This window comes from Thioclava sp. GXIMD4216 (assembly GCF_037949285.1).
GTDB lineage: Bacteria > Pseudomonadota > Alphaproteobacteria > Rhodobacterales > Rhodobacteraceae > Thioclava > Thioclava litoralis.
In genome coordinates this window covers 58,261-79,564 of record NZ_CP149926.1, presented here as the reverse complement: position 1 = coordinate 79,564, position 21,304 = coordinate 58,261, and the positions used below count along the sequence as shown (strand labels likewise).

General features: G+C 62.0%; 22 protein-coding genes and 1 other RNA gene. 6 read left to right on the top strand and 17 right to left on the bottom strand.

The annotated features are described in order from the left end of the window. Nucleotides 1-33: 33 nt before the first annotated feature. The 5 genes from WDB88_RS00405 to WDB88_RS00385 form a co-directional block, all read right to left on the bottom strand. Nucleotides 34-843, bottom strand: coding sequence for a cytochrome c1 (locus tag WDB88_RS00405; RefSeq protein ID WP_339108252.1), 810 nt, complete (start codon nucleotides 841-843; stop codon nucleotides 34-36). Between the two features lies 1 nt (nucleotide 844). Beyond that, a complete protein-coding gene (petB, locus tag WDB88_RS00400; RefSeq protein ID WP_339108251.1) occupies nucleotides 845-2,170 on the bottom strand; it encodes a cytochrome b in 1,326 nt (441 codons plus the stop codon). A gap of 11 nt (nucleotides 2,171-2,181) precedes the next feature. Further along, the gene (petA, locus tag WDB88_RS00395; RefSeq protein ID WP_339108250.1) at nucleotides 2,182-2,742 is read right to left on the bottom strand and encodes a ubiquinol-cytochrome c reductase iron-sulfur subunit; all 561 of its coding nucleotides are present in this window, start codon (nucleotides 2,740-2,742) and stop codon (nucleotides 2,182-2,184) included. Between the two features lie 263 nt (nucleotides 2,743-3,005). Further along, complete coding sequence (locus tag WDB88_RS00390; RefSeq protein WP_339108249.1) at nucleotides 3,006-3,719, bottom strand: response regulator transcription factor; 714 nt, start codon at nucleotides 3,717-3,719, stop codon at nucleotides 3,006-3,008. Next, the gene (locus WDB88_RS00385; RefSeq protein WP_339108248.1) at nucleotides 3,719-4,219 is read right to left on the bottom strand and encodes a MarR family transcriptional regulator; all 501 of its coding nucleotides are present in this window, start codon (nucleotides 4,217-4,219) and stop codon (nucleotides 3,719-3,721) included. Before WDB88_RS00385 ends, WDB88_RS00390 begins: the two co-directional genes overlap by 1 nt. 136 nt (nucleotides 4,220-4,355) lie before the next feature. On the opposite strand from WDB88_RS00385, the gene WDB88_RS00380 reads away from it, so the two are divergent. After that, entirely contained in the window at nucleotides 4,356-5,225 is an 870-nt protein-coding gene (locus WDB88_RS00380) for a branched-chain amino acid aminotransferase (RefSeq protein ID WP_339108247.1), read from the top strand. A 70-nt stretch (nucleotides 5,226-5,295) separates the two neighbouring features. On the opposite strand, the gene WDB88_RS00375 is transcribed toward WDB88_RS00380, so the two are convergent. The 11 genes from WDB88_RS00375 to ffs form a co-directional block, all read right to left on the bottom strand. Then, complete coding sequence (locus WDB88_RS00375) at nucleotides 5,296-5,490, bottom strand: hypothetical protein (RefSeq protein WP_339108246.1); 195 nt, start codon at nucleotides 5,488-5,490, stop codon at nucleotides 5,296-5,298. A gap of 98 nt (nucleotides 5,491-5,588) precedes the next feature. Next, nucleotides 5,589-6,530 (bottom strand): DMT family transporter, encoded by a 942-nt coding sequence (locus tag WDB88_RS00370; protein ID WP_339108245.1) that lies wholly within the window; start codon nucleotides 6,528-6,530, stop codon nucleotides 5,589-5,591. A 30-nt stretch (nucleotides 6,531-6,560) separates the two neighbouring features. Then, on the bottom strand, nucleotides 6,561-7,631 hold the full coding sequence (gene queG / locus WDB88_RS00365) for a tRNA epoxyqueuosine(34) reductase QueG (protein WP_339108244.1): 1,071 nt from the start codon (nucleotides 7,629-7,631) through the stop codon (nucleotides 6,561-6,563). Then, the gene (locus WDB88_RS00360; protein WP_339108243.1) at nucleotides 7,612-8,277 is read right to left on the bottom strand and encodes a glutathione S-transferase family protein; all 666 of its coding nucleotides are present in this window, start codon (nucleotides 8,275-8,277) and stop codon (nucleotides 7,612-7,614) included. The genes queG and WDB88_RS00360 overlap by 20 nt, the downstream gene beginning before the upstream one ends. 58 nt (nucleotides 8,278-8,335) lie before the next feature. Next, nucleotides 8,336-8,710 carry a TfoX/Sxy family protein gene (locus WDB88_RS00355; RefSeq protein WP_339108242.1) on the bottom strand — a complete coding sequence of 125 codons (375 nt, stop codon included), beginning with the start codon at nucleotides 8,708-8,710 and terminating at the stop codon, nucleotides 8,336-8,338. Continuing rightward, entirely contained in the window at nucleotides 8,711-9,310 is a 600-nt protein-coding gene (recR, locus tag WDB88_RS00350) for a recombination mediator RecR (RefSeq protein WP_339108241.1), read from the bottom strand. Nucleotides 9,311-9,314: 4 nt separating this feature from the next. After that, complete coding sequence (locus tag WDB88_RS00345; RefSeq protein WP_339108240.1) at nucleotides 9,315-9,659, bottom strand: YbaB/EbfC family nucleoid-associated protein; 345 nt, start codon at nucleotides 9,657-9,659, stop codon at nucleotides 9,315-9,317. A gap of 29 nt (nucleotides 9,660-9,688) precedes the next feature. Further along, nucleotides 9,689-11,548, bottom strand: a complete 1,860-nt coding sequence (locus tag WDB88_RS00340) for a DNA polymerase III subunit gamma/tau (protein WP_339108239.1) — start codon at nucleotides 11,546-11,548, stop codon at nucleotides 9,689-9,691. Between the two features lie 62 nt (nucleotides 11,549-11,610). Continuing rightward, the gene (locus WDB88_RS00335; RefSeq protein WP_339108238.1) at nucleotides 11,611-13,545 is read right to left on the bottom strand and encodes a MacB family efflux pump subunit; all 1,935 of its coding nucleotides are present in this window, start codon (nucleotides 13,543-13,545) and stop codon (nucleotides 11,611-11,613) included. Nucleotides 13,546-13,555: 10 nt separating this feature from the next. Next, on the bottom strand, nucleotides 13,556-14,770 hold the full coding sequence (locus tag WDB88_RS00330; RefSeq protein WP_339108237.1) for an efflux RND transporter periplasmic adaptor subunit: 1,215 nt from the start codon (nucleotides 14,768-14,770) through the stop codon (nucleotides 13,556-13,558). Nucleotides 14,771-14,940: 170 nt separating this feature from the next. Next, an RNA gene (ffs, locus tag WDB88_RS00325) (signal recognition particle sRNA small type) lies at nucleotides 14,941-15,039 on the bottom strand. 178 nt (nucleotides 15,040-15,217) lie between these two features. Between ffs and WDB88_RS00320 the strand changes: the two genes are divergently transcribed. The 5 genes from WDB88_RS00320 (at nucleotide 15,218) to WDB88_RS00300 (ending at nucleotide 19,041) form a co-directional block, all read left to right on the top strand. After that, nucleotides 15,218-16,000, top strand: coding sequence for an SDR family oxidoreductase (locus tag WDB88_RS00320; RefSeq protein WP_339108236.1), 783 nt, complete (start codon nucleotides 15,218-15,220; stop codon nucleotides 15,998-16,000). 62 nt (nucleotides 16,001-16,062) lie between these two features. Beyond that, nucleotides 16,063-16,602: a hypothetical protein gene (locus tag WDB88_RS00315; RefSeq protein WP_339108235.1), complete on the top strand. Its 540-nt coding sequence runs from the start codon at nucleotides 16,063-16,065 to the stop codon at nucleotides 16,600-16,602. Between the two features lie 131 nt (nucleotides 16,603-16,733). Beyond that, the gene (locus WDB88_RS00310) at nucleotides 16,734-17,192 is read left to right on the top strand and encodes a DoxX family protein (protein ID WP_339108234.1); all 459 of its coding nucleotides are present in this window, start codon (nucleotides 16,734-16,736) and stop codon (nucleotides 17,190-17,192) included. A gap of 66 nt (nucleotides 17,193-17,258) precedes the next feature. Beyond that, a complete protein-coding gene (locus tag WDB88_RS00305) occupies nucleotides 17,259-18,074 on the top strand; it encodes a VOC family protein (RefSeq protein ID WP_339108233.1) in 816 nt (271 codons plus the stop codon). After that, a complete protein-coding gene (locus tag WDB88_RS00300; RefSeq protein WP_339108232.1) occupies nucleotides 18,064-19,041 on the top strand; it encodes a glutathione S-transferase C-terminal domain-containing protein in 978 nt (325 codons plus the stop codon). Before WDB88_RS00305 ends, WDB88_RS00300 begins: the two co-directional genes overlap by 11 nt. A gap of 26 nt (nucleotides 19,042-19,067) precedes the next feature. Here the strand turns inward: WDB88_RS00300 and WDB88_RS00295 are convergent, their stop codons facing one another. Beyond that, entirely contained in the window at nucleotides 19,068-21,257 is a 2,190-nt protein-coding gene (locus WDB88_RS00295) for a primosomal protein N' (RefSeq protein WP_339108231.1), read from the bottom strand. Nucleotides 21,258-21,304 lie beyond the last annotated feature (47 nt).

Below are 21,304 nucleotides of genomic sequence, written 5' to 3'. Positions count from 1 at the left end.
CCCCGAAGGGCGCGTTTCAAGAAGAGGCCGGTTCTAGTCCGGAATATTCTCTTTGTAGTCATCATGACGGAACCGGTCTTTGAACGGTGCCCAGAGCCGCTTGTTCGTCAGGTAGAGCAGCACGGTCAGCAGTGACAGCAGCAGCACCGCCACAAAGCCCCACTCCTTGCGATCCACCAGCTTGGGTTCGGCGGCCCACATCAGGAAGGCCGCGACATCCTTGGCCATCTGCTGGGTCGTGGCGGGCGTGCCGTCCTCGTATTCGATCAGATCGTCCGAAAGCGGCGGCGGCATTTGCAGATAACCCGTCGAGAAGACGTGGTTTTCATAAAGCACATTGCCGGCGGTTTCGGTTTCTTCTCCGGTATAGCTGGTCAGCAGCGAATAGATATATTCCGGTCCGCCCATACCTTGCACGAATTGTGCGATACCGGTGCCGTAGGGCCCGTGGAAGCCCGCCCGCGATTTCGCGATCAGCGACAGATCCGGTGCGCCGGCATCCACCACGGTCGGGAAATGGTCGGTTTCCTTGCGCGGGCGTTCATCGTCGAGTTCGGGGTCGTAGATCGACATTTCGGCGGCATAAGCGCGCACCCAATCGGGGTTCATTCCCAGCCCGTCCTTGTCGGAGAGCGTGCGCAGCGCCACATATTTTAGCCCGTGACAGGCCGAGCAGACCTCGCGATAGACCTGAAAACCGCGACGCAGCTGTTGCTGGTCATATTTGCCGAACGGTCCTTCGAAGCTGAAGGCGATATCGGTGACATGGCCGCCCTCATTGGCATTGGCCGCGCCAAAGCTAAGCCCCAAGGCAGCGATGGCAGAGATCAGAAGGGTTTTCATCTTACAGGCCCCTTTCCGCGGCATCAGGGCCGTAATGGGCGTTGAAGTCATCCTCGATGGTGGCGGGGGGAAGCGTCGTTTTCTCGATACGGCCCAGCACCGGAAGGATCACGAGGAAATAGGCGAACCAGTAGGTGGCCCCGATGAGCGAGATATAGGGGTAGATCCCGTCGGTCGGCATTGCCCCCACCCAAGTCAGCACCACGAAGTCGATGGCCAGCAGCCAGAACCAGAATTTGAAGGCGGGCCGGAACATGCCCGAGCGCATCTTCGAGGTATCGAGCCACGGCGCCAGCACCATCACGATGATCGAGCCGAACATGGCGATCACCCCGAAGAACTTGGCGTCGATGAAGCCCATGGTCAGCCAGTTCACCAGCATCACCACCCAGACATCGGCGGTGAAGGCGCGCAGGATGGCGTAGAAGGGCAGGAAATACCATTCGGGCACGATATGGGCGGGCGTCGCCAGCGCATTGGCCTCGATATAGTTATCGGGGTGGCCCAGATAGTTCGGCATGAACGCGACAACCGCGAAGAAAATCAGCAGAACCAGTGCCAGCGCGAAGAGATCCTTGATCACGAAATAGGGCCAGAAGGGCAGGGTGTCTTTCTTGGCGTCTTCTTTCGAGGTGCGACGCACTTCGACCCCGGTGGGATTGTTGTTGCCGGTGGTATGGAAGGCCCAGATATGCAGCGCTACAAGGGCGGCAATCACGAAGGGCAGCAGATAGTGCAGCGAGAAGAAGCGGTTGAGCGTCGCGTTATCGACCGCCGGTCCGCCAAGCAGCCATTCCTGGATGGACGGGCCGATCCCGGGGATCGCGCCGAACAGGCCGGTGATCACCGTGGCCCCCCAGAAGGACATCTGCCCCCAGGGCAGCACATAGCCCATGAAGGCCGTGCCCATCATGCACAGATAGATGATCATGCCGATGATCCACGTTACCTCGCGGGGCGCTTTGTAGGACCCGTAATAGAGGCCGCGGAAGATATGCAAATAGACCGCGAAGAAGAAGAGCGAGGCACCGTTGGCATGCAGATAGCGGATGAAATAGCCGCCATTCACATCGCGCATGATATGTTCCACGCTGGCGAAAGCGAGGCTGATATGCGGCGTGTAATGCATCGCCAGAATAATGCCGGTCACAATCTGCAGCACCAGACAGAAGGCCAGAACAATCCCCCAGATCCACCACCAGTTCAGGTTCTTGGGGGTGGGAATCATGATGGTGTCATAGACCAGTCCAACGATGGGCAGGCGAGAATGTAACCATTTCTCGAACCCCGATTTGGGTTCGTAATGATCATGGGGAATGCCGGACATAGGTTCCTCCCTCAGCCCAGTTGAATGGTTGTGTCATCGGTGAACTTGGCCACCGGAATATCGAGATTGCGCGGGGCGGGGCCTTTGCGGATACGGCCTGCGGTATCGTAATGCGAGCCGTGGCAGGGGCAGTACCAACCGCCGAAATCGCCCGAGGCATTGCCGATCGGAACGCAGCCCAGATGGGTGCACACGCCCATCATCACCAGCCATTCTCCGGCCTCATCCAGCGTGCGGTTCTCATCTGCCGCATCGGCGCCGGGTTTATTGGCGTTTTCGGCAGAATGGTCGATCAGGTCGTTCAGCGGCACAGCGCGACCCGCCGAGATCTCGTCTGCCGTGCGGCGGCGGATGAAAACCGGTTTGCCCCGCCATTTCACCGTGATCTGGGTGCCCTGTTCGACCCCCGAGATATCGACGAAAATCGAGGACATGGCCTGCACATCCGCCGAGGGGTTCATCTGGTTGATCAATGGCCAAGCCGCCGCACCGGCGGCCACTGCCCCCGTACTGGCGGTTGCAAAATAAAGGAAGTCCCTCCGGGTACCTTTTTGTTCGTCTGAGTGGGACACGCGTTCCTCTCCCTTGCCTAGACTGTGCTGTGCCTGTTTTCTGCCTGTCCGCCGACCCGACCGGAAGAAGAAAGGCGTAAGCGCCCGATCCTCTCCTGTCATGCGGACACGGGAAAACAGACCGATGCCCTTAGACTGGAACATAAAGTTCCGCCTTATAGCATCCGATACACAGGCAAGGGAGCGGGCCGCATTGATATAGGTCAAGCAAATGTGAAGACCGTGTCGGCACGGTTTTGCGGTCACAGCCGGACGGGCCGCGTCTAGTCGGGCGTCAGCATATAGCCCAGGCCGCGCACGGTTTGCAGATAGCGTGGCTCTTTCGGGTCGCGTTCCAGCTTGCGGCGCAGGCGGGTGATCTGCACGTCAATGGCACGGTCGCCCGAGGTCTCGTCTGAGGCGGGACGGTCGCGCGACAGCTCGTCAATCAGATCCGCGCGCGAGACAACATCGCCCGGATGGGCGGCAAAGATTTTCATCAGAGCCATCTCGGTGGCTGTCAGGCGAACGATTTCCTCGCCATCCCACAGCTCGCCACGGTCCTGATCATAGCGAAGCCCGCCCAGATGCAGGAATTTCGGCCCCGCCGAGGTCTCTGCCGGCACCCGCCGCAAGATCGCATTGATCCGTAACAGCAATTCGCGCGGCTCGAACGGTTTGGCCAGATAGTCATCGGCCCCCGCCTCCAGCCCCTCGATGCGGTCGCGCGTCTCGCTGCGCGCTGTCAGCAGCAGAACCGGAGTGCGGATCTTTTTGTGCAGGTCGATCGTCAGGCTGATCCCGTCTTCGCCGGGCATCATGACATCCAGCACGATCAGGTTGAACTCCAGCCCGTCCAGCAGCCTGCGCGCATGCGCGGCATCGCGTGCCGTAGTCACGATAAACCCGTTCCGCATCAGGAACTTGCGCAGCAGAGAGCGGATGCGTTCGTCATCATCGACGATCAGAAGATGCGGGGCTGCGGGATCATAGGCCATCAGCTATTGTCTTTCATGGTCTGGAACTGCTTTTGCAAGTCGTGATCCATCATCGCCTCCAGCACCTGCCGGAACCCCTGCACAGCCTGAGGCCCTGCCTGCCGGTAGGCGGCGCGCATTCGGGTGCGCTGCGCATCCGAAATCTCGCGTTCCAGCGCCGAGCCCGTGTCGGTCAGGTACAGATGCCGCTCGCGCTTGTCCTTGCGGCCCACGCGGTTATCAACAAGCCCGTCCTCGATCAGGGTGCGTAGCACACGGTTGAGCGATTGTTTGGTCACCCCTAGAACCGACAGCAGCGCGGTCACCGTCAGGCCCGGTTGGCGGTTGATGAAATGCAGCGCACGGTGATGGGCGCGGCCATAGCCATGTTTGTCCAGAATCCGGTCGGGATCTGCCGTGAAGGCACGATAGGCGAAAAACATCGCCTCGATCCCTTTGCGCAATTGCTCGTCGGTCAGAAACAGCAGGGTCTCGCCGCCCTGAGATCCGATTTCCGCCATGTCTCACCTCATTTTTGACGAGTTTACGTCAACGATGTTGACTTTCCAAGAATCGATTGCTAGCGAATTCTCATCGTTTCTGTAATTTTATGGCCGATTTGGACGTAATTTTGCAACATTTAAAAAGGAGGCTGGTATGGCTGCTGCATATGATGATCGCGATGGCAAGATTTGGGTAGACGGCCAGCTGGTCGAGTGGCGCGAGGCGAAGGTGCATATCCTGAGCCACGCCATGCATTATGCCTCTTCGGTTTTCGAAGGGGAGCGCTGTTATAACGGCACGATCTTCAAATGCCGCGAACATTCGGAACGGCTGATCCAGTCGGGCCGCCTGATCGATATGGAGATCCCCTATACGCCCGAAGAAATCGACGCGGCCAAATATGCCGTGCTTGCGGCCAATGGCTGGAGCGATGCTTACGTGCGGGCGGTGGCCTTTCGGGGCGCGGGTCTGGATATGGGCGTGTCGGCGGCCCGTAATCCGGTGCAACTGGCGGTGATCGCGTGGGAATGGGGCAGCTATTACGGCGAGGCCAAATGGGACGGCGCCAGGCTCGATATCGCGAAATGGGCGCGTCCCGACCCGCGGACCATTCCGGTGCAGGCCAAAGCCTCGGGGCTTTATATGATCTGCACCATGTCCAAACATGCCGCCGAGGCGAAGGGCTGTTCGGATGCGCTGTTTCTCGACTGGCGCGGCAATGTGGCCGAAGCCACGGGGGCCAATATCTTTTTCGTCAGGAATGGCGAGATCCACACGCCGCTGGCCGATTGCTTCCTCAACGGGCTGACCCGTCAGACCATTATCGGGATGGCGCGCGAGAAGGGGATTGTGGTGCATGAGCGCCGGATCAATCCGCTGGAGCTTGCCTCGTTCGAGGAATGTTTCCTGACGGGCACGGCGGCAGAGGTCACGCCGGTGGCGCAGATCGGCGATATTACCTTTACCGTCGGCCCGATGGCGCGGGCGCTGTCGGAGGGCTACGAGGCTTTGGTGCGCCGCTAGGGTCTGCGGGGCATAACAGAAAAGGCGCACTCTGGCAGTGCGCCTTTTGGCTTTGTTCGGCAGCAGCGGCTTAGACAGACCCGAGGCCTTCATGTTCGATCCGCAGGAAGTGGCTCAGCCTTGGCTGGTCGCTGGATTTGCGCGGGCGTTGCAGCAGGGCGCGGGTATTGCGTGCCATCTGGCCATCATGGTCGATTTTCAGAAACCGGCGGTAACGGCTGTCATCGCTCCGGTTCGGAGCGCGGTCAAGAATATGCTTTGTCATGTGAGGGTCCTCCTTCCCCGACAAGAGCATAGCATGGAATAGGTCCGCACCGGAATTATTTTTAATCTTGCTTGATCAGAGGGAAACCATCTTTGGCCTTATCCCTGCGGGGTCTGGGCCTTGCGCTGGCGGTCGCGTTGTAGCCCCAGCTGCCGTTCGCGCCAGATGATGAGGATACCGGCAAAGATGATCACGGCGGCTCCGGCCAGTGTCAGGGTGGTCGGAATTTCGGCAAAGAACACAAAGCCGATGATCAGCGCGAAGAGCATCGAGGCATAATCGAAAGGTGCCACAATAGAGGCGGGCGCAAAACGGTAGGCCGAGGTCAGCAGGATCTGCCCCACACCGCCCAGAAGCCCCGCCACGATCAGCAGCGCGGTATTGGTGGGGCTGGGTATGACCCAGCCAAAGGGCAGGGTGATCAGGGAAAGCAGCGTCGAGGTGATGGTGAACCAGAAGACGATGGCCGAGGTGCGCTCGGTATGCACGATCTTGCGGATGAACACTTGCGCGAGGGCGGCGCAGAGTGCCCCCGTCAGCGCCATCATCGCCCCGAGCGCCTGCCTGTCGGAGGTGTCTCCCACATGGCCCAGATTGGGATAGAGCACGATCAGCACCCCCACCAGCCCCAGCCCGACCGTGCTCAGGCGGAACAGCCGGACCTCTTCCCCCAGAAACATCGCGGCCAGAATGACCACCAGAAGCGGGGTTGCATAGGTGATGGCGGTCAGTTCGGGAAGGGGCAGAAGGCCAAGCCCCGCAAAGTTCAGCGCCATGGCGGCGGTGCCCGCGATCCCGCGCCAGAAATGGCCCATCGGGCTGGCCACCTGAAAGCCCACGCGCAACTGCCCGCGTAGCGCCAGCCAGCCGACGATCACCGGAATCGCGAAGAACGACCGGAAGAAGACCGTTTCACCGGCGGGCACCTCATCGGCGGCGGCCTTGATCAGCGAGGACATCACGATGAAGGCCAGCACCGATCCGAGCTTCAGCAAGATCCCTGTCAGGGCGGAGGGCGGCGCGTCAGGTGTGTCGGGCATGGGGGTCTGTCCTTCGGATGCTAAGCTTGGCTAGCATGGCTTGGTAAGCCGCTCCAATGCCCAACTGGCCGCATCCGCCACAGTTTCATCGGGGTCCTGCGTCAGGGCGCTGGCTTGCCTAATAAATGTGCTCTGGCCGGAGTTTCCCATTGCGTAAAGCACATTGCGCACCATCCGGTTGCGCCCGATCCTTTTGATGGGCGAGCCCGAGAACCGTTCGCGGAAGGCTGCATCATCAAGGGCCGCCAGTTCTGCCAGATCAGGGGCGCGATGGGAGCCATGATAGCGCATCTCGCGCGCGTCTGCCGCGAATTTGTTCCACGGGCAGGCGGCAAGGCAGTCGTCGCAGCCATAGATCCGGTTGCCCATCATGGCACGCAGATCTTCCGGCACGGGGCCCTTATGTTCGATCGTCAGATAGGACACGCAGCGCCGCGCATCCAGTTGGTAGGGCGCGGGAAAGGCCTTTGTCGGGCAGGCATCCAGACAGGCGCGGCAAGACCCGCAATGGCTGCTGTCAGGCGCATCGGGCGCAAGGGGGATCGTGGTGAAGATCGCCCCCAGAAAGAACCACGACCCCAGATCGCGCCCCAGAAGGTTGGTATGTTTGCCCTGCCAGCCCAGACCCGCCGCCTGCGCAAGCGGTTTCTCCATCACAGGAGCCGTATCGACGAAGACCTTGATCTGCGGGTCGATGCCCTGCTTTGCCGCCTCGTCCATCAGCCAGCGCCCCAAGCGCTTGAGCCGCTTTTTCACCAGATCATGGTAATCCTTGCCCTGCGCATAGACGGAAATCCCGCCCTGTTCGGGGTGGTTCAGAACCTCTAGCGGGTCGTGATCGGGGGTGTAGGTCTCGGCCAGCATGATGACCGACCGCGCCTCTGGCCAAAGCGCATCGGGGGCGCCGCGCCACTGCATCCGCTCTTCCATCCAGCCCATATCGCCGTGATAGCCCGCCTCGACAAAGGCGCGCAGACGGCTCATGGCCTCGGGGATGGCGTCGGGGCGGGTGACGCCCATCTTGGAAAACCCCTCGGCCAGCGCCTGTGCGTTCAGGCGCGCCTTGAGGGCAACGAGAGGATCAGAAGTCAAGCTCGGCATATTGCGGGCTGGGCCGCATCCCCGGAAGCTGATCGGCCAGAAGCGAGCGGAAGGCAGGGCGCGATTTGATCTTCGCGTACCAGTCCTTCACATTGCGCGAGCGGTTCCAATCTACATCCGAGATATAGTCCAGACAGCTCAGATGGGCGGCGGCGGTGAAATCGGCCAGAGACATCATGTCGCCAGCCAGCCAGCGGCGCTCATTCAGAAGCCAGTCCATGTAATCGATATGATATTTGATCGCGGCCAAGCCCCCCTTGACCGTGCGGCTGTCGGGATAGCCTTCCTTGCGGACCTTCTTCCAGACGCGCTCGTTCATGATCGGCCCGCTGACCTCTTCGTTGAACTTGTCGTCGAACCAACTGCACAACCGGCGCACTTCATAGCGCCCCATCGGGTCTTGCGGCAGCAGGCGCGGCTCGGGGGCGATTTCGTCAAGGAACTCGCAGATGGCCTGACTCTCGGTCATCAGCATGCCCTCATAGCGCAGGATCGGCACTTTGCCAGCAGGGTTGCGGCGCATGAATTCGGGCGATTTCTCCCAATAGCGCTCTTCGACCAGCTCGACCTCCATGCGCTTTTCCGCAAGCGTCAGGCGCACCTTGCGGCAATAGGGCGATAGCGTCATGTGATAGAGCCGGTTCATCTTCACCTCTTGTGGCGGTTGGGGGCAGCTCCGGTGATACGCGGGAATGCGGGGCGGTTCAATCCTTGCCTGATTCGCGGCGCGTCTTCTTGGGTTTCGCCTTGGGTTTCGCCTTGGGTTTGGGGGCGGGGATCACCTCATGGGCGGTGCGGATCAGCCCCATCAGCCAGTCGCCATCCTCCCATAGGTCGGGGTCGATCCGGTAATAGCTTTTCGCGCCTTTCACCGGGCCATCCATGACAAGATCATGCCCCGTGCCCTCGATATAGGCGCGGATTTCAGGCAGCGGGCGCAGGAACAGCGCGTCATTGAGCAAAAACGCCACGCATTTCACATCCGTATAGACGCCATAGCCGCCAAACATCCGCTTCGTATGCACGCGGCCCTCAAGCTGTTCGCGCAGGAACAGCTCGATATCGGGCGAGACCGGCATCTAGAACTTCCGCCGCGCGCGCAGGGCCGCGCCGATGGTGCCATCGTCAAGGTAGTCAAGCTCGCCGCCAATCGGCACCCCTTGGGCCAGAGTACTGACGTTGATCTCCTGCGCCTCAAGCGCCTCGGCGATGTAATGGGCGGTGGTCTGCCCCTCGATCGTGGCATTGAGCGCCAAGATCACCTCGGTCACACCCTCGGCGCCAGTGCGGTCGATCAGCTTGGGGATGCCCAATTCTTCGGGGCCGATACTATCCAGCGCCGAAAGCGTGCCGCCCAGCACATGATAGCGGCCCTTGAAGGCCTGACCGCGTTCCATCGCCCAAAGATCGGCCACGCTTTCCACGACGCAGATCTCGCCCGTGGCGCGGCGGGGGTCGGCGCAGATCTCGCAGATCTCGGCCGTTCCGATATTGCCGCAGACAGAGCATTCGCGGGCATGGGCGGCCACCTCGCCCATCGCGCGCGCCAGAGGGGCCATCAGCCCCTCGCGCCGCGTGAGCATATGCAGCACCGCACGCCGCGCAGAGCGTGGCCCCAACCCCGGCAGGCGGGACATCAGCGCAATCAGCGCCTCGATTTCGTCGCGGGGTCCGGCCATCAGGTCAGATCGGCAGGTTCATATCGGCCGGTAGACCCATATCCTGCAGCATCTTCTTCTGCTCTTCCTGAGCGCGGGCCTTGGCGCGCGATTGCGCATCCTTGATCGCGGCAAGGATCAGATCTTCGACGACCTCTTTCTCCGAGGCCACAAGGATCGAGGGGTCGATATCCAGCCCCAGCAGATCGCCCGAGACCGCCGCACGCGCCTTCACCAGACCCATGCCGGATTCGCCGGTGACCTCGATCTTCTGCATCTCTTCTTGCAGGCCCTGAACGCGTTCCTGCATTTCCTTCGCCTGTTTCATCATCTTGGCCATATCGCCAAGACCGCCCAAACCTTTGAACATAGGGTAATCTCCTGAAGTGATCTCGGGGATCAATGATCCTCGAAAGGGTCCCATTCGTCTTCGACCTCGTGCAGGACGGTGTCTTCCATCTCCTGCGCGATTTCTTCCGACGAGATGATTTTCTCGAATTTCACGCCCTCGAATGCGGCAAAGATCGCCTGCACAAGGGGGTTATCCATTGCGGCCTTCTCGGCGATGCGCCGGTCGGCGTCGCGCATCTCGGCGATGGTTTCCCCGCCGCCCTCATTGACGACCGAAACGCCCCAGCGCTGACCCGTCCAGTTCTGAAGCCGCTGCGCCAGATGGGCGGCCAGCGATTTCGGAGCACGCTCGGCGGGCTGGAACTCGATTAGGCCGGGACGGTAGCGCACAAGGCGCAGCCCGGTTTCGACATCCAGCAAAAGCGTCATGTCGCGCATCCGGCGGATGAGGTCCACGACCTTCTCGAAGCTGTCAAACCGCGCCAGCGCCTCTTCTGCCGAGGGCTGCTGAGCCACGGCCAGATTGCCCGCCGCGACGATGGGCTGACCAAAGCGCGCGCGCATCGTGGTGGCATAGGGGTCGATCGCCATGACCTGACCCTCGCCCGACATGATGGGGCCATGCACGGGGCCTGCCGCGGGGGCAGGGCCACCCATACCGCCCGTGCTGCCAGAGGGGCCACCCGCAGGCGCACCGCCGCCACCGCTGGGCGGGGTCACACCCGGCCCATCCTGAATGCGGCGCAAAAGCGCCTCGGGGTCGGGGAGGTCGGCCACATGGGTCACACGGATCACCGCCATCTCGGCGGCCATCATGGCATTGGGCGCGGAAGAGACCTCTTCGATGGCCTTCAGCAGCATCTGCCACAGGCGGGTCAGCACCCGCATCGGGATCTTCTCGGCCATGCCCATGCCGCGGTCGCGCTCGTCCGGCGGGATGGTCGGGTCTTCGGCGGCATCCGGCGTGATCTTGATGACCGAGACCCAATGGGTGATCTCGGCCAGATCGCGCAGAATGGCCATCGGGTCGGCACCATCGGCATATTGGCCCGCGATCTCGGTCAGCGCGCCTGCGGCATCGCCTTTCAGGATCATGTCGAACAGATCAAGCACGCGACCACGGTCGGCCAGACCCAGCATCGCACGGACCTGATCGGCGGTGGTCTCGCCCGCCCCATGCGAGATGGCCTGATCCATCAGCGACATCGCATCCCGCGCCGAGCCCTCTGCCGCCCGCGCAATCAGCGCCAGCGCATCGGCATTGATCTGGGCGTTCTCCTTGGCCGCGACCTTGGAGAGATAGTCGATCATCACCTCCGGCTCGATCCGGCGCAGGTCAAACCGCTGGCAGCGCGAGAGCACCGTCACCGGAACCTTGCGGATCTCGGTGGTGGCAAAGATGAATTTCACATGCGCGGGCGGCTCTTCCAGCGTCTTCAACAGCGCGTTGAAGGCATTGGTGGACAGCATGTGGACTTCGTCGATGATATAGACTTTGTAGCGGGCCGAGGCCGCGCGGTAATGGACGCTTTCGATGATCTCGCGGATATCATCGACGCCGGTGCGGGACGCTGCGTCCATCTCCATCACATCGACATGGCGGCCTTCCGCGATGGCGCGGCAATGCTCGCAGACCCCGCAAGGCTCGGTCGTAGGGCCGCCCTTGCCATCCGGCCCGATACAGTTGAGCCCCTTGGCGATGATCCGCGCGGTGGTGGTTTTGCCCACACCCCGGATGCCCGTCATGACGAAAGCATGCGCGATCCGGTCCGCCGCAAAGGCATTCTTGAGGGTGCGCACCATCGCCTCCTGACCGATCAGATCGGCAAAGGTGGCGGGGCGGTATTTGCGGGCCAGAACCTGATAGCCGCCTTTCTCGGGGGCGTCGGTTCCCATCGCGTCTGTCATGGCCTCTCCTTTGGTTGGCGCCAATCTAGGGATTGGGCCGCCCGCGGGCAAGGTGTGATCACTCACTCTCGGGCAAGCGCCACCACCGGATCCAGCCGCGAGGCCGAGCGGGCAGGCAGGTAGCCGAAGATGATCCCGATCAGCGTGGCCGAGGTGAAGGCCGCAGCAATGGTCGTGCCCGAATAGACCAGCCGCGTGCTGGGTGAGAGAATGCCGATAACTTCGCCAATGGCAAAGGCCAGCCCGACCCCCAGCGCCCCGCCTAATATGCAGACCATCACCGCTTCGATCAAGAATTGCGCGGTAATATCGGACCGTCGCGCGCCCACCGCTTTACGGATGCCGATCTCCTTGGTGCGCTCGGTGACCGAGACCAGCATGATGTTCATCACCCCGATCCCGCCCACGATCAGCGAGATCACCGCGATGGCCGAGATCAGATAGGTCAGCGTCTTCGAGGTGGACTGGATCGTTTCGCGGATCGTGTCCGAGTTGGTCAGGAAGAAGTCCACCGTGCCGTGGCGCTGTTCCAGAAGGTTGCTGATCTCGGTTTCGGCCTGATCCATATCGTAGCCGTCATTGACCTGAACGGTGATCGAATCCACCGTGTCGGCGCCGGTCACCCGCACCATCATTGTGGTGTAGGGGGTGAAAATCTTGATCGATTGCGGTCCGAAACTTGCGCCCGAACTTTCCACCACACCGATCACCTGCAGCGGGATGCGCCCGATCAGCACGCGCTGGCCGATGGGGTTGTCGGTGCCAAAGAAGGTCTCGGCGGCGTCCGTGTCCAGCACCGCGACCTGCGTGCGGTTGGTGACATCGCTTTCGTCAAACACCGCCCCCTTGGTCACCTTATAGGCGCCCAAGTCGAAATAGCCCGCCGTTACCCCGTTGACCGAGGCGGAGGCCGTCACATTGCCATGCAGGACATTGGCCGTTTCCGAAACTTCCGGCGATACGCTTTGTGCCAGCGACAGGCTTTCCAGCGCCGTGGCATCGCCGCCCACCAGTGTTTCCACCCGATTGGCACGCCTGTCGCCAAAGCCCGTGCCCGGACGGATCGAGATGGTCGAGGTGCCGATAGAGGCGATGTTTTCCAGCACCTTCTGTTGCGAGCCATTGCCCAAAGCCACCACCGAGACCACCGAGGTGATGCCGATGATGATGCCCAGCATGGTCAGGAAGGACCGCAGCTTATGGGCGGCGATGGATTTCATCGCCATGCGGGCGGCCTCGCGCAGCCGGTCGAGCCAGACGCTGATGCCGCCTGCGCCCTCATGCGGCGGTGTCATCCTTGTGCTTTGGCGCAGCGGGGCCTTGCGGGTGTCGTCGATGATGCACCCGTCACGGATTTCGATCACCCGCTCGGTCTGGGCCGCGATTTCGGGATCGTGGGTCACGATGATGACGGTATGACCCTCGGCATGCAGTTCCTGCAAGAGCGCCATCAGGTCCTTGCCGGACTGGCTGTCCAGGGCGCCGGTCGGTTCGTCAGCAAGGATCACCTCGCCGCCATTCATCAGGGCGCGGGCCACCGAGACCCGTTGTTGCTGCCCGCCCGACAGTGCGCCGGGGCGGTTGCCGAGCCTGTCGCCAAGCCCCAGCCGTGTCAGCAGATCCTGTGCCCGCTGGCGCCGTGCGCCACGTGACATGCCACGGTAAACAGCAGGGATCTCGGCATTTTCCACGGCATCCAGTTCGGGCATCAACTGGTAGCGCTGGAAGATGAAGCCGAAATGCGCGCGGCGAAGTTCGGCCAGTTCCTCATCCGACATCTGGCCGACTTCGGCACCGTCAAACCGGTAGCTGCCGCCATTCGGACGGTCGAGGCAGCCCAGAATGTTCATCAGGGTCGATTTCCCCGAGCCGGACTGCCCGATGATCGCCACCATTTCGCCCGCCTCGATGCTGAGGTCGATATCATGCAGAACGGTCACTTCCTGATCGCCTGCCGCGAAGGCGCGGCGGATATTGGAAATTTCGATCAATGCCATGGTCTGTGCCTCACATGCCCATCATCGGCGGGCCACCGCCAGGACCGCCGCGCCGCTGCGAATTGTCCGAAGGGGGCGGGCCGGTGGGCGCGGTCATCTGCACGACCTTGTCACCTTCGGAGAGGCCGTCGGTGATGGCCGCCGTGGTCGAGTTCTCCAGCCCGACCGTGATCGCGCGCATCTCGTGCTTGTCATTCGCGCCAATGACCTGCACGCGGTATTTGCCATCCGGCCCTTTTGGCGGCAGGGCGGAAACCGGCAGGGTCAGCGCGTCATCGGCTTCGTCAATGATGATCGTGACATTGGCCGACATGCCGATCCGCAGCAGACCGTCGGGATTGTCGACGGTGAAAAGGGCATCGTAATAGATCGCGCTATCGGTATCGATATCGTCGTCATCCTCGATCGACGAGGGGGCCGGTTCGACCTTGTCGAGCGTGGCCGAATAGGTTTTGTCCGGATCGCCCAGCAGCGAGAACTCGACCTTCTGGCCCGCTTTGACATTGATCACATCGGCTTCGGAGATCTCGGCCTTGATCTGCATCTTGTCGAGCTTGGCCAGCTTGACGATTGTCGGCGCATCCTGACTGGCATTCACCGTGGTGCCCTCGCCATTGACGATGGCGACCACCGTTCCGTCAATCGGCGCGGTGATCTTGGTACGGTCCAGATCCAGTTCGGCAGAGGAGACCTCGATCACCGCACGGGCGCGTTGTGCCTGCAACGAGACCAGCCCCGCCTTGGCCATATCCAGCGTGGCCTGCGCGGTTTCCAGATCGGAGGTGGCCGAGAGCTTTTGCGAATTCAGCCCCGTCTGGCGCGTGACATCCAGTTGCGCCACCTTGATCTCGGCTTCCTTCGAGGTGATCTCTGCATCGATCTCGTCCAGATCGGCCTTGGCCTGCGCCACCGTGTTCTGCTGTTCGAGACTGTCGATCTGGGCGATCAGATCACCGGACTTGACCGTATCGCCGATCTCCACCGCCAGCGTCTCGATCTGCCCCGAGGTCCGCGCCCCGACCGAAACCAGATCATCCGCTTCGATAAGCCCCGTCGCCAGAACCGTCTTCTGCACATTGGCGCGCGCGACGGTCACGGTCTGCACCTCGCTCTCCTGAGCGGCATTGCTATGGCTGTGGAACCACGCAAAAACGCCTGCCGCGATCAGGAGGATACCTGCAAGAGATATCAGCTTCGCGCGAGTGATTTTCAGTCTTTGCGTCATACGGCCCGGTCCACTAACTTATTCGTCTTGTTATGCTTCAACGGCGGACGGGCTATATTCTGTCTGATAAATTTGCGCCTTCACGCAAATATCAGCTGATCCTTGCGCCGCCGACATCTGGCGGCACCTTCGGTGATGGACCTGAAGAGAAACTGAAGCTGTGGGGGAAGAGGTGAGAGGCTGGACAGCGACCCAAGCGGGGCTCGTTGCGGCTGCTTCCTTCCGGACCTGACCGGGTTGGCGAGGCGCTCGCCCGCGCCAACCTCTCAAGGGGGCATATAGAAAATCTTCGCCTCTTTCGCAAGCCTTGTTTTCGAGGTCATTGCTACGCGCCCTCGCTACGTATTCTTGCGGGCGGCCTCGCGGGCGCGTGATCGGCTCTCTTGGAACAGCGGGCGGGGGCGGGGGCGTTGGCCCGTCGACAGCATTCAATCAGGAGAATTGCACATGGATCTGCACATCAGGGGACGGCGCGCGCTGATTACCGGAGCATCGGGGGGCATGGGGCACGAGACCGCCAAGCTTCTGGCCGAGGAAAAGGTCGATCTTGTCCTGACCGATCTCGATCAGAAAAAGCTTGATGCCGTGGCCGAGCCGCTGGGGGCGAAGGCCGTGGCTGCCGATCTTTCGACACCCGAAGGGGTGGACACGCTGATCGACACAATCGGCACCGATTTCGACATCTGGGTTCATGCGACCGGTGTGACGGGGGCCAAGGGCGATCCGTTACAGATGACGGAAGAGGATTGGGCCGAAGCGCTGAATATCGACTTCCTGTCTGCCGTGCGTCTGGCCCGCCATATCGGGCCCGCGATGATCAGGGGCGGTTGGGGACGGATGGTCTTTGTGACCTCGGAGAATGTCGCCCAGCCCTATGCGGATGAAACCGTTTATAACTGTGCGAAATCGGCGCTGCTGAGCTTCTCGAAATCCATTGCGCTGGCGCATTCCTCCAAGGGGGTGATGGCGAATTGTGTGGCCCCTGCTTTCATCGAAACCCCGATGACCGACGGGATGATGGAGAAACGTTCGAAAGAGCTTGGCGTGTCGAAGGACGAGGCGATCCAGAGCTTCCTGAAGGAAGAACGTCCCTTCCTGAAGCTGGGGCGTCGCGGTAAGCCCGAAGAGGTCGCTCCCGTGATCGCGCTTCTGTGCTCGGAAAGGGCGAGCTTTGTCACCGGAGCGAACTGGCGGGTCGATGGTGGCTCGGTGGGCTCGATCGAGGTGTAACCGCCGCTTGAATCCGGTGTTCCGTTGTGGATTGTAACATACAATCCGCAGCGGAGATTCATATGATTATCGATGACATTCTTCCCGAGTTCCATTTTCAGGAAACCCATTCGGTTTCCATTCCGGCCCCTGCCGAGCGGATACTGGCAGAGGCGCTGGCCTATGATCCCCGACAGGACGGTTTCATTCGTGGGGCCATCACCCTCAGGGAGTTGCCCGCACGGCTGTTCGGGCGCCTGCGGGGCAAGCCCGTGGCGCAAAAGCCGTTCGATCTGACGCATTTCACGCCCTTGGCTCAGGGCCCCGACGAGGCGGTTTTCGGGATGGTCGGACGGTTCTGGCAGGCGCGCTACGGTCAGGACCCGCTGCCCGATCTGGCCGCCCTTCACGCCTATGACCGGGCCGGTTCTGTCAAGCTGGTGATGCATTTCCATGTTGAGGGCGACAATCGCCCCCGCCTGACCACCCGCACGCGTATCTACTGTCTGGATGGTGCGGCCAAGGTGCGGTTGACGCCCTATTGGTATCTGATCCGGCCGGTCAGCGGTCTGATCCGCAAAAGGATGCTGGCTGCGATCAAACGGAGTTGTTTAAGAACATAATAGCGATAGTGTTTCCTTTTATAGATCATTTTATTGGCAAATGATCGACGTCATAGTGTCTTCATCGAAAGGGCCAGCACGGAAGGCCCGCAATACTTCCGGCGGATCTGCCGGATGATGGAGAGAAGACAATGGCACATATCGCACTCGATAACGCAGCCGCTCCGGCCAAGCCTGACACCACCAGCCGCCTTGCTCCGCTGGGCATTCTGGGGCTTCGCCTGACGACGGGGGCTTTGTTCGTGACCCACGGGCTGATCAAATATTTCATCTTCACCCCCGCAGGCACCGCCGGCTACTTCCAGAGCCTCGGCCTGCCGGGCTGGGTAGGTCTGCTGACCATGACGGCGGAGTTCTTTGGTGGTCTGGCCCTGATTTTCGGCCTGTTGCCGCGTCTCGTTTCGGCGCTCTTCGTGCCGCTGCTTCTGGGGGCTGCGATGGCCGCCCATATCGCCAATGGCTTCACCTTCTCCAATGCCGGTGGCGGCTGGGAATATCCGGTAATGTGGGCCGCCGTCATGGGCATGATGGCCCTGCTGGGGGATGGCGCGGCTGCCTTGTTCCCGACGCATCGCCTGTTCCGTCGCTGATAGCTTGGACTGCGGGGGCGCTTTCCCCGCAAGCTATAACGCCACTCGGGTGGCAGGAGGTTTGAAATGGCAACGAGTGACGCACCGATCGAGGTCGGCCATGTCACCCTCACGGTCCACGACCTGAAATCCGTGGGCGCATTCTATGAAAACGTGCTGGGTCTGGCGCGTCTGTCATCGGATGGCACGGTGGCCCGCTATGGCGCGGATGGGCGCGTGCTGGTCGAGTTGCGGGCGGATCGTGCGGCCCGCAAGGCCAGCCACCGCGAGGCGGGGCTGTTCCACACGGCCTTCCTGATGCCCTCGCGCCGTGCGCTTGCCGATTGGCTGGATAATGCGGTGGCGCGTCGGGCACCTTTGCAGGGCGCATCCGACCATTCGGTGTCCGAGGCGATCTATCTGGCCGATCCCGAGGGCAATGGCGTCGAGGTCTATGTCGACCGCCCGCGAGATCAGTGGATCCGCATGGGAGACCAGATCCATATGGTGACCGAGCCGCTGGATCTGCAGGATCTGCACAACCAGCGTTCGGGCAAATGGTTTGGCGCCCCCAAGGGGATGACCATTGGCCATGTGCATCTGCAGGTGGGTGGGCTTGTGCCCGCGATGGATTTCTATGGCGAGCGTTTGGGGCTTTCGGTGATGAACGACTATCCGGGAGCGAAGTTCTTCGGTTGGGGCGGCTATCACCACCATATCGCCACCAACATCTGGAATTCGCGGGGCGCAGGGGCCGTTTCGCGCCCCGCCACCGGCCTGTCAGGGCTGACCCTGCGCGGTGAGGCCAAAGCCCTGGCAGCGCTGGGCGGTGCTGCCACACTGGTGGACCCTTGGGGGCTGCCGGTGACACTGAAAGCCAAGGAGATGGCCAATGCTCGTTGATGGCACATGGACCGAAGACTGGCAGCCGGTGCAGAAATCCGATGATAAGGGACGCTTCGTGCGACAGGTCTCGGGGTTTCGCAACTGGATCACGCCGGACGGGTCGGCCGGTCCCACGGGGCAGGGCGGCTATAAGGCCGAAGCCGGGCGCTACCGTCTGTATGTGGCCTATATCTGCCCCTGGGCCTCGCGCACATTGATGGCCCGTAAGCTCAAGAAGCTGGAGGCGTTCATCGAGGTGACTGTCGTCAATCCGCGCTTGGGCGATCAGGGCTGGGAATTTGGCGGCTTCCAGCGGGCGGAGGCCGATCCGCTGCATGGCGCGAGCTATCTGCACGAGCTCTACACCCGCGCCGATCCGCATTACTCAGGCCGCGCGACGGTTCCGGTGCTGTGGGACATGAAGACCGATAGCCTCGTGAATAACGAGAGCGCCGATATCGTCCGTATGTTCGACGCAGCCTTCGAAGGGCTTGCCCCCGAGACCCCGTGCCTGCGCCCCGAGGATCTTGAGACAGAGATCTCCAAGGCATCTGCCCGCATTTATGACGCCTATAATAACGGGGTCTATAAGGCGGGGTTTGCCAGCTCTCAGGCGGCCTATGACGAGGCCGTGGCCGGTGTTTTCTCCGAGATGGACCGGATGGAAGCCGTGTTGTCGGATGGCCGCCCGTGGTTTCACGGCGACCGCCTGACCGAGACCGATATCCGGATCTTCGTCACCTCGATCCGCTTTGACGTGGCCTATCACGGGCTCTTCAAGACCAACCTGAAGATGCTGCGCGACTACCCTGCGCTTTACGCCCATATGGTGCGGATGCTGAACCAGCCGGGCGTGGCCGGTACGGTCGATCTGGATCACATCAAGGCGGGCTATTACGCGATCAAACGGCTTAACCCGCCGCGTATCGTGCCGAAGGGGCCGGAAGACAGCTATCGCCTGCTGGCCGAGGCGCGCGGGCGCTAAGGGACCGTTTCACATGAAACTCTGCGTCACATGAAGCTTTGCGGGTCGATGTCGATCGCAAGGCGCACATTATTGGGCAGGCGCACCTGTGCCACCCAACGCGCAAGGGCCGCTTGCAAAGGTGCCCGCTTGTCGGCCTTCACCAGCAGCCGCACGCGGTGCCGTCCGCGCACGCGTGCCACAGGGGCGGGGGCAGGGCCATAGACGGTGGCCTCGATCTCGCGCAAAGGCCCCGACTGGCGCGAAAGCGCCTCGCCAATGTCAAACAGCGGCTTCAGATCCGGTCCCGAGAGGATGATCCCCGCCATCCGCCCATAGGGCGGCACATGCTGCGCCTGACGCTGGGCGGCCTCGGCGCGCCAGAAGGCTTCCTCATCGCCGCCCAGAATCGCACGGATCACCGGATGCTCGGGCTGATAGGTCTGCAAAAGCGCCAGCCCCTCGGTCTCGGCGCGGCCCGCACGGCCCGCCACCTGCCGCATCAGCTGGAAAGTCCGCTCGGCGGCGCGCAGGTCGGACCCCTGCAGCCCCAGATCGGCATCAATCACCCCCACCAGCGACAGCTTCGGGAAGTTATGCCCCTTGGCCACGATCTGCGTGCCGATGATGATATCCGCCCCGCCATTGGCAATATCAGAAATCGCCTCCTTCAGCGCCCGCGCGGTGGTGAAGAGATCAGACGAAAGCACTGCCATCCGGCTGTCGGGGAAACGCTCGCGCACCTCCTCGGCCAGACGCTCGACACCGGGGCCAACGGGCGCCAGCTTGCCCTCGACCTTGCAATTAGGACATTGCGTGGGGATCGGTTTCGTCTCGCCGCATTGATGGCAGACCAGCTGCTTCATGAAACGATGCTCCACCATCCGCGCATCGCAATGGTCACAGCCGATCTGATGCCCGCAGGCCCGACAGATCGTCACCGGCGCATAGCCGCGACGGTTGAGAAACAGCATCGCCTGCTCGCCACGGCGCACCCGCTCGATCACCGCGCCCACCAACGTCGGGCCGATCCAGTGCTGGCTCTCGATGCTCTCGTTGCGCATGTCGATGGGCCGCATCTCGGGCAGCTTGGAGGCGCCAAACCGCGCGCCCAGATCGACCCGCGCATATTTGCCGCTCTCGGCATTGGCCCAGGTCTCGAGCGATGGCGTGGCCGAAGCCAGCACCACCTGCGCCCCACACAGGGATGCCCGCAATACCGCCATATCGCGGGCGTTATACAACACACCCTCCTCCTGCTTGTAGGAGGTGTCATGCTCCTCATCCACCACGATCAGCCCCAAGTCGCGGAAGGGCAGAAATAGCGCCGAACGCGCCCCCGCCACCATCTGCACCTCGCCCGAGGCCGTGGCCTTCCACAACCGTCGCCGCTCGGTCTGGGTCACGCCCGAATGCCACTCGCCCGGTTTCGCGCCAAACCGCGCCTCCACCCGGGCGAGAAACTCCGATGACAAGGCAATCTCTGGCAAAAGCACCAAAGCCTGCCGCCCCTGCCGCAGACAATCGGCCACCGCTTCCAGATAAACTTCCGTCTTGCCCGAGCCCGTCACACCCTTCAGCAAAACCGGCGCAAACCCACCAGACCCATCCTCCAGCCGTGCCACAGCGGCCCTTTGCGCCTCGGATAGCACCTTTCCCGGCAAGGACGGATCAAGCCGCGCAAAGGGCGCATCGCGCGGCACATCCGCCTCCACCACCGCGCCAGAGGTCAGCATCCCTTTCACCACGGATGTCGTCACCCCCGCCAAAGCGGCCAGTTCTCCCAACTGAAAGCCCGCCCCGCCATGGTCGCGCAAAACCTCTAACACCCGCGCCCGCGCATCGGTCATCCGCGACGGCTCGCCCGCCCCAAGACGGTAGATCTTGCGCAGCCCCGGCGCGTCAAACAGCCCCGGCGCACGGGTGGCCAGCCGCAAAACCTGCGGCAGGGGCGTCATCGTATAGGCAGCCATCCTCATCAGGAACTGCCGCATCTCTGCCTTCATCGGCTGCACATCCATCACCTGTAAAACGCGCCGCAACTTGGCCGCGGCAAAATCCCCATCGCCCGCCCCCCAGACAACGCCCAAGACCTTGCGCGGCCCCAAAGGCACCATGACAAAGGCGCCCGCCCAACAGCCCCCTTCAGGCGCCAGATAATCCAGTGGCCGCCCGACCGGCTCCGCCGTCAGAACCGAGACCCGTGCCCCGTCCGTAAACCAGTCCTGCCCGCTCATGCGGCCCCCCTTTCCAGCTGCCCCAAATATCCCGGGGGGAATTGGCC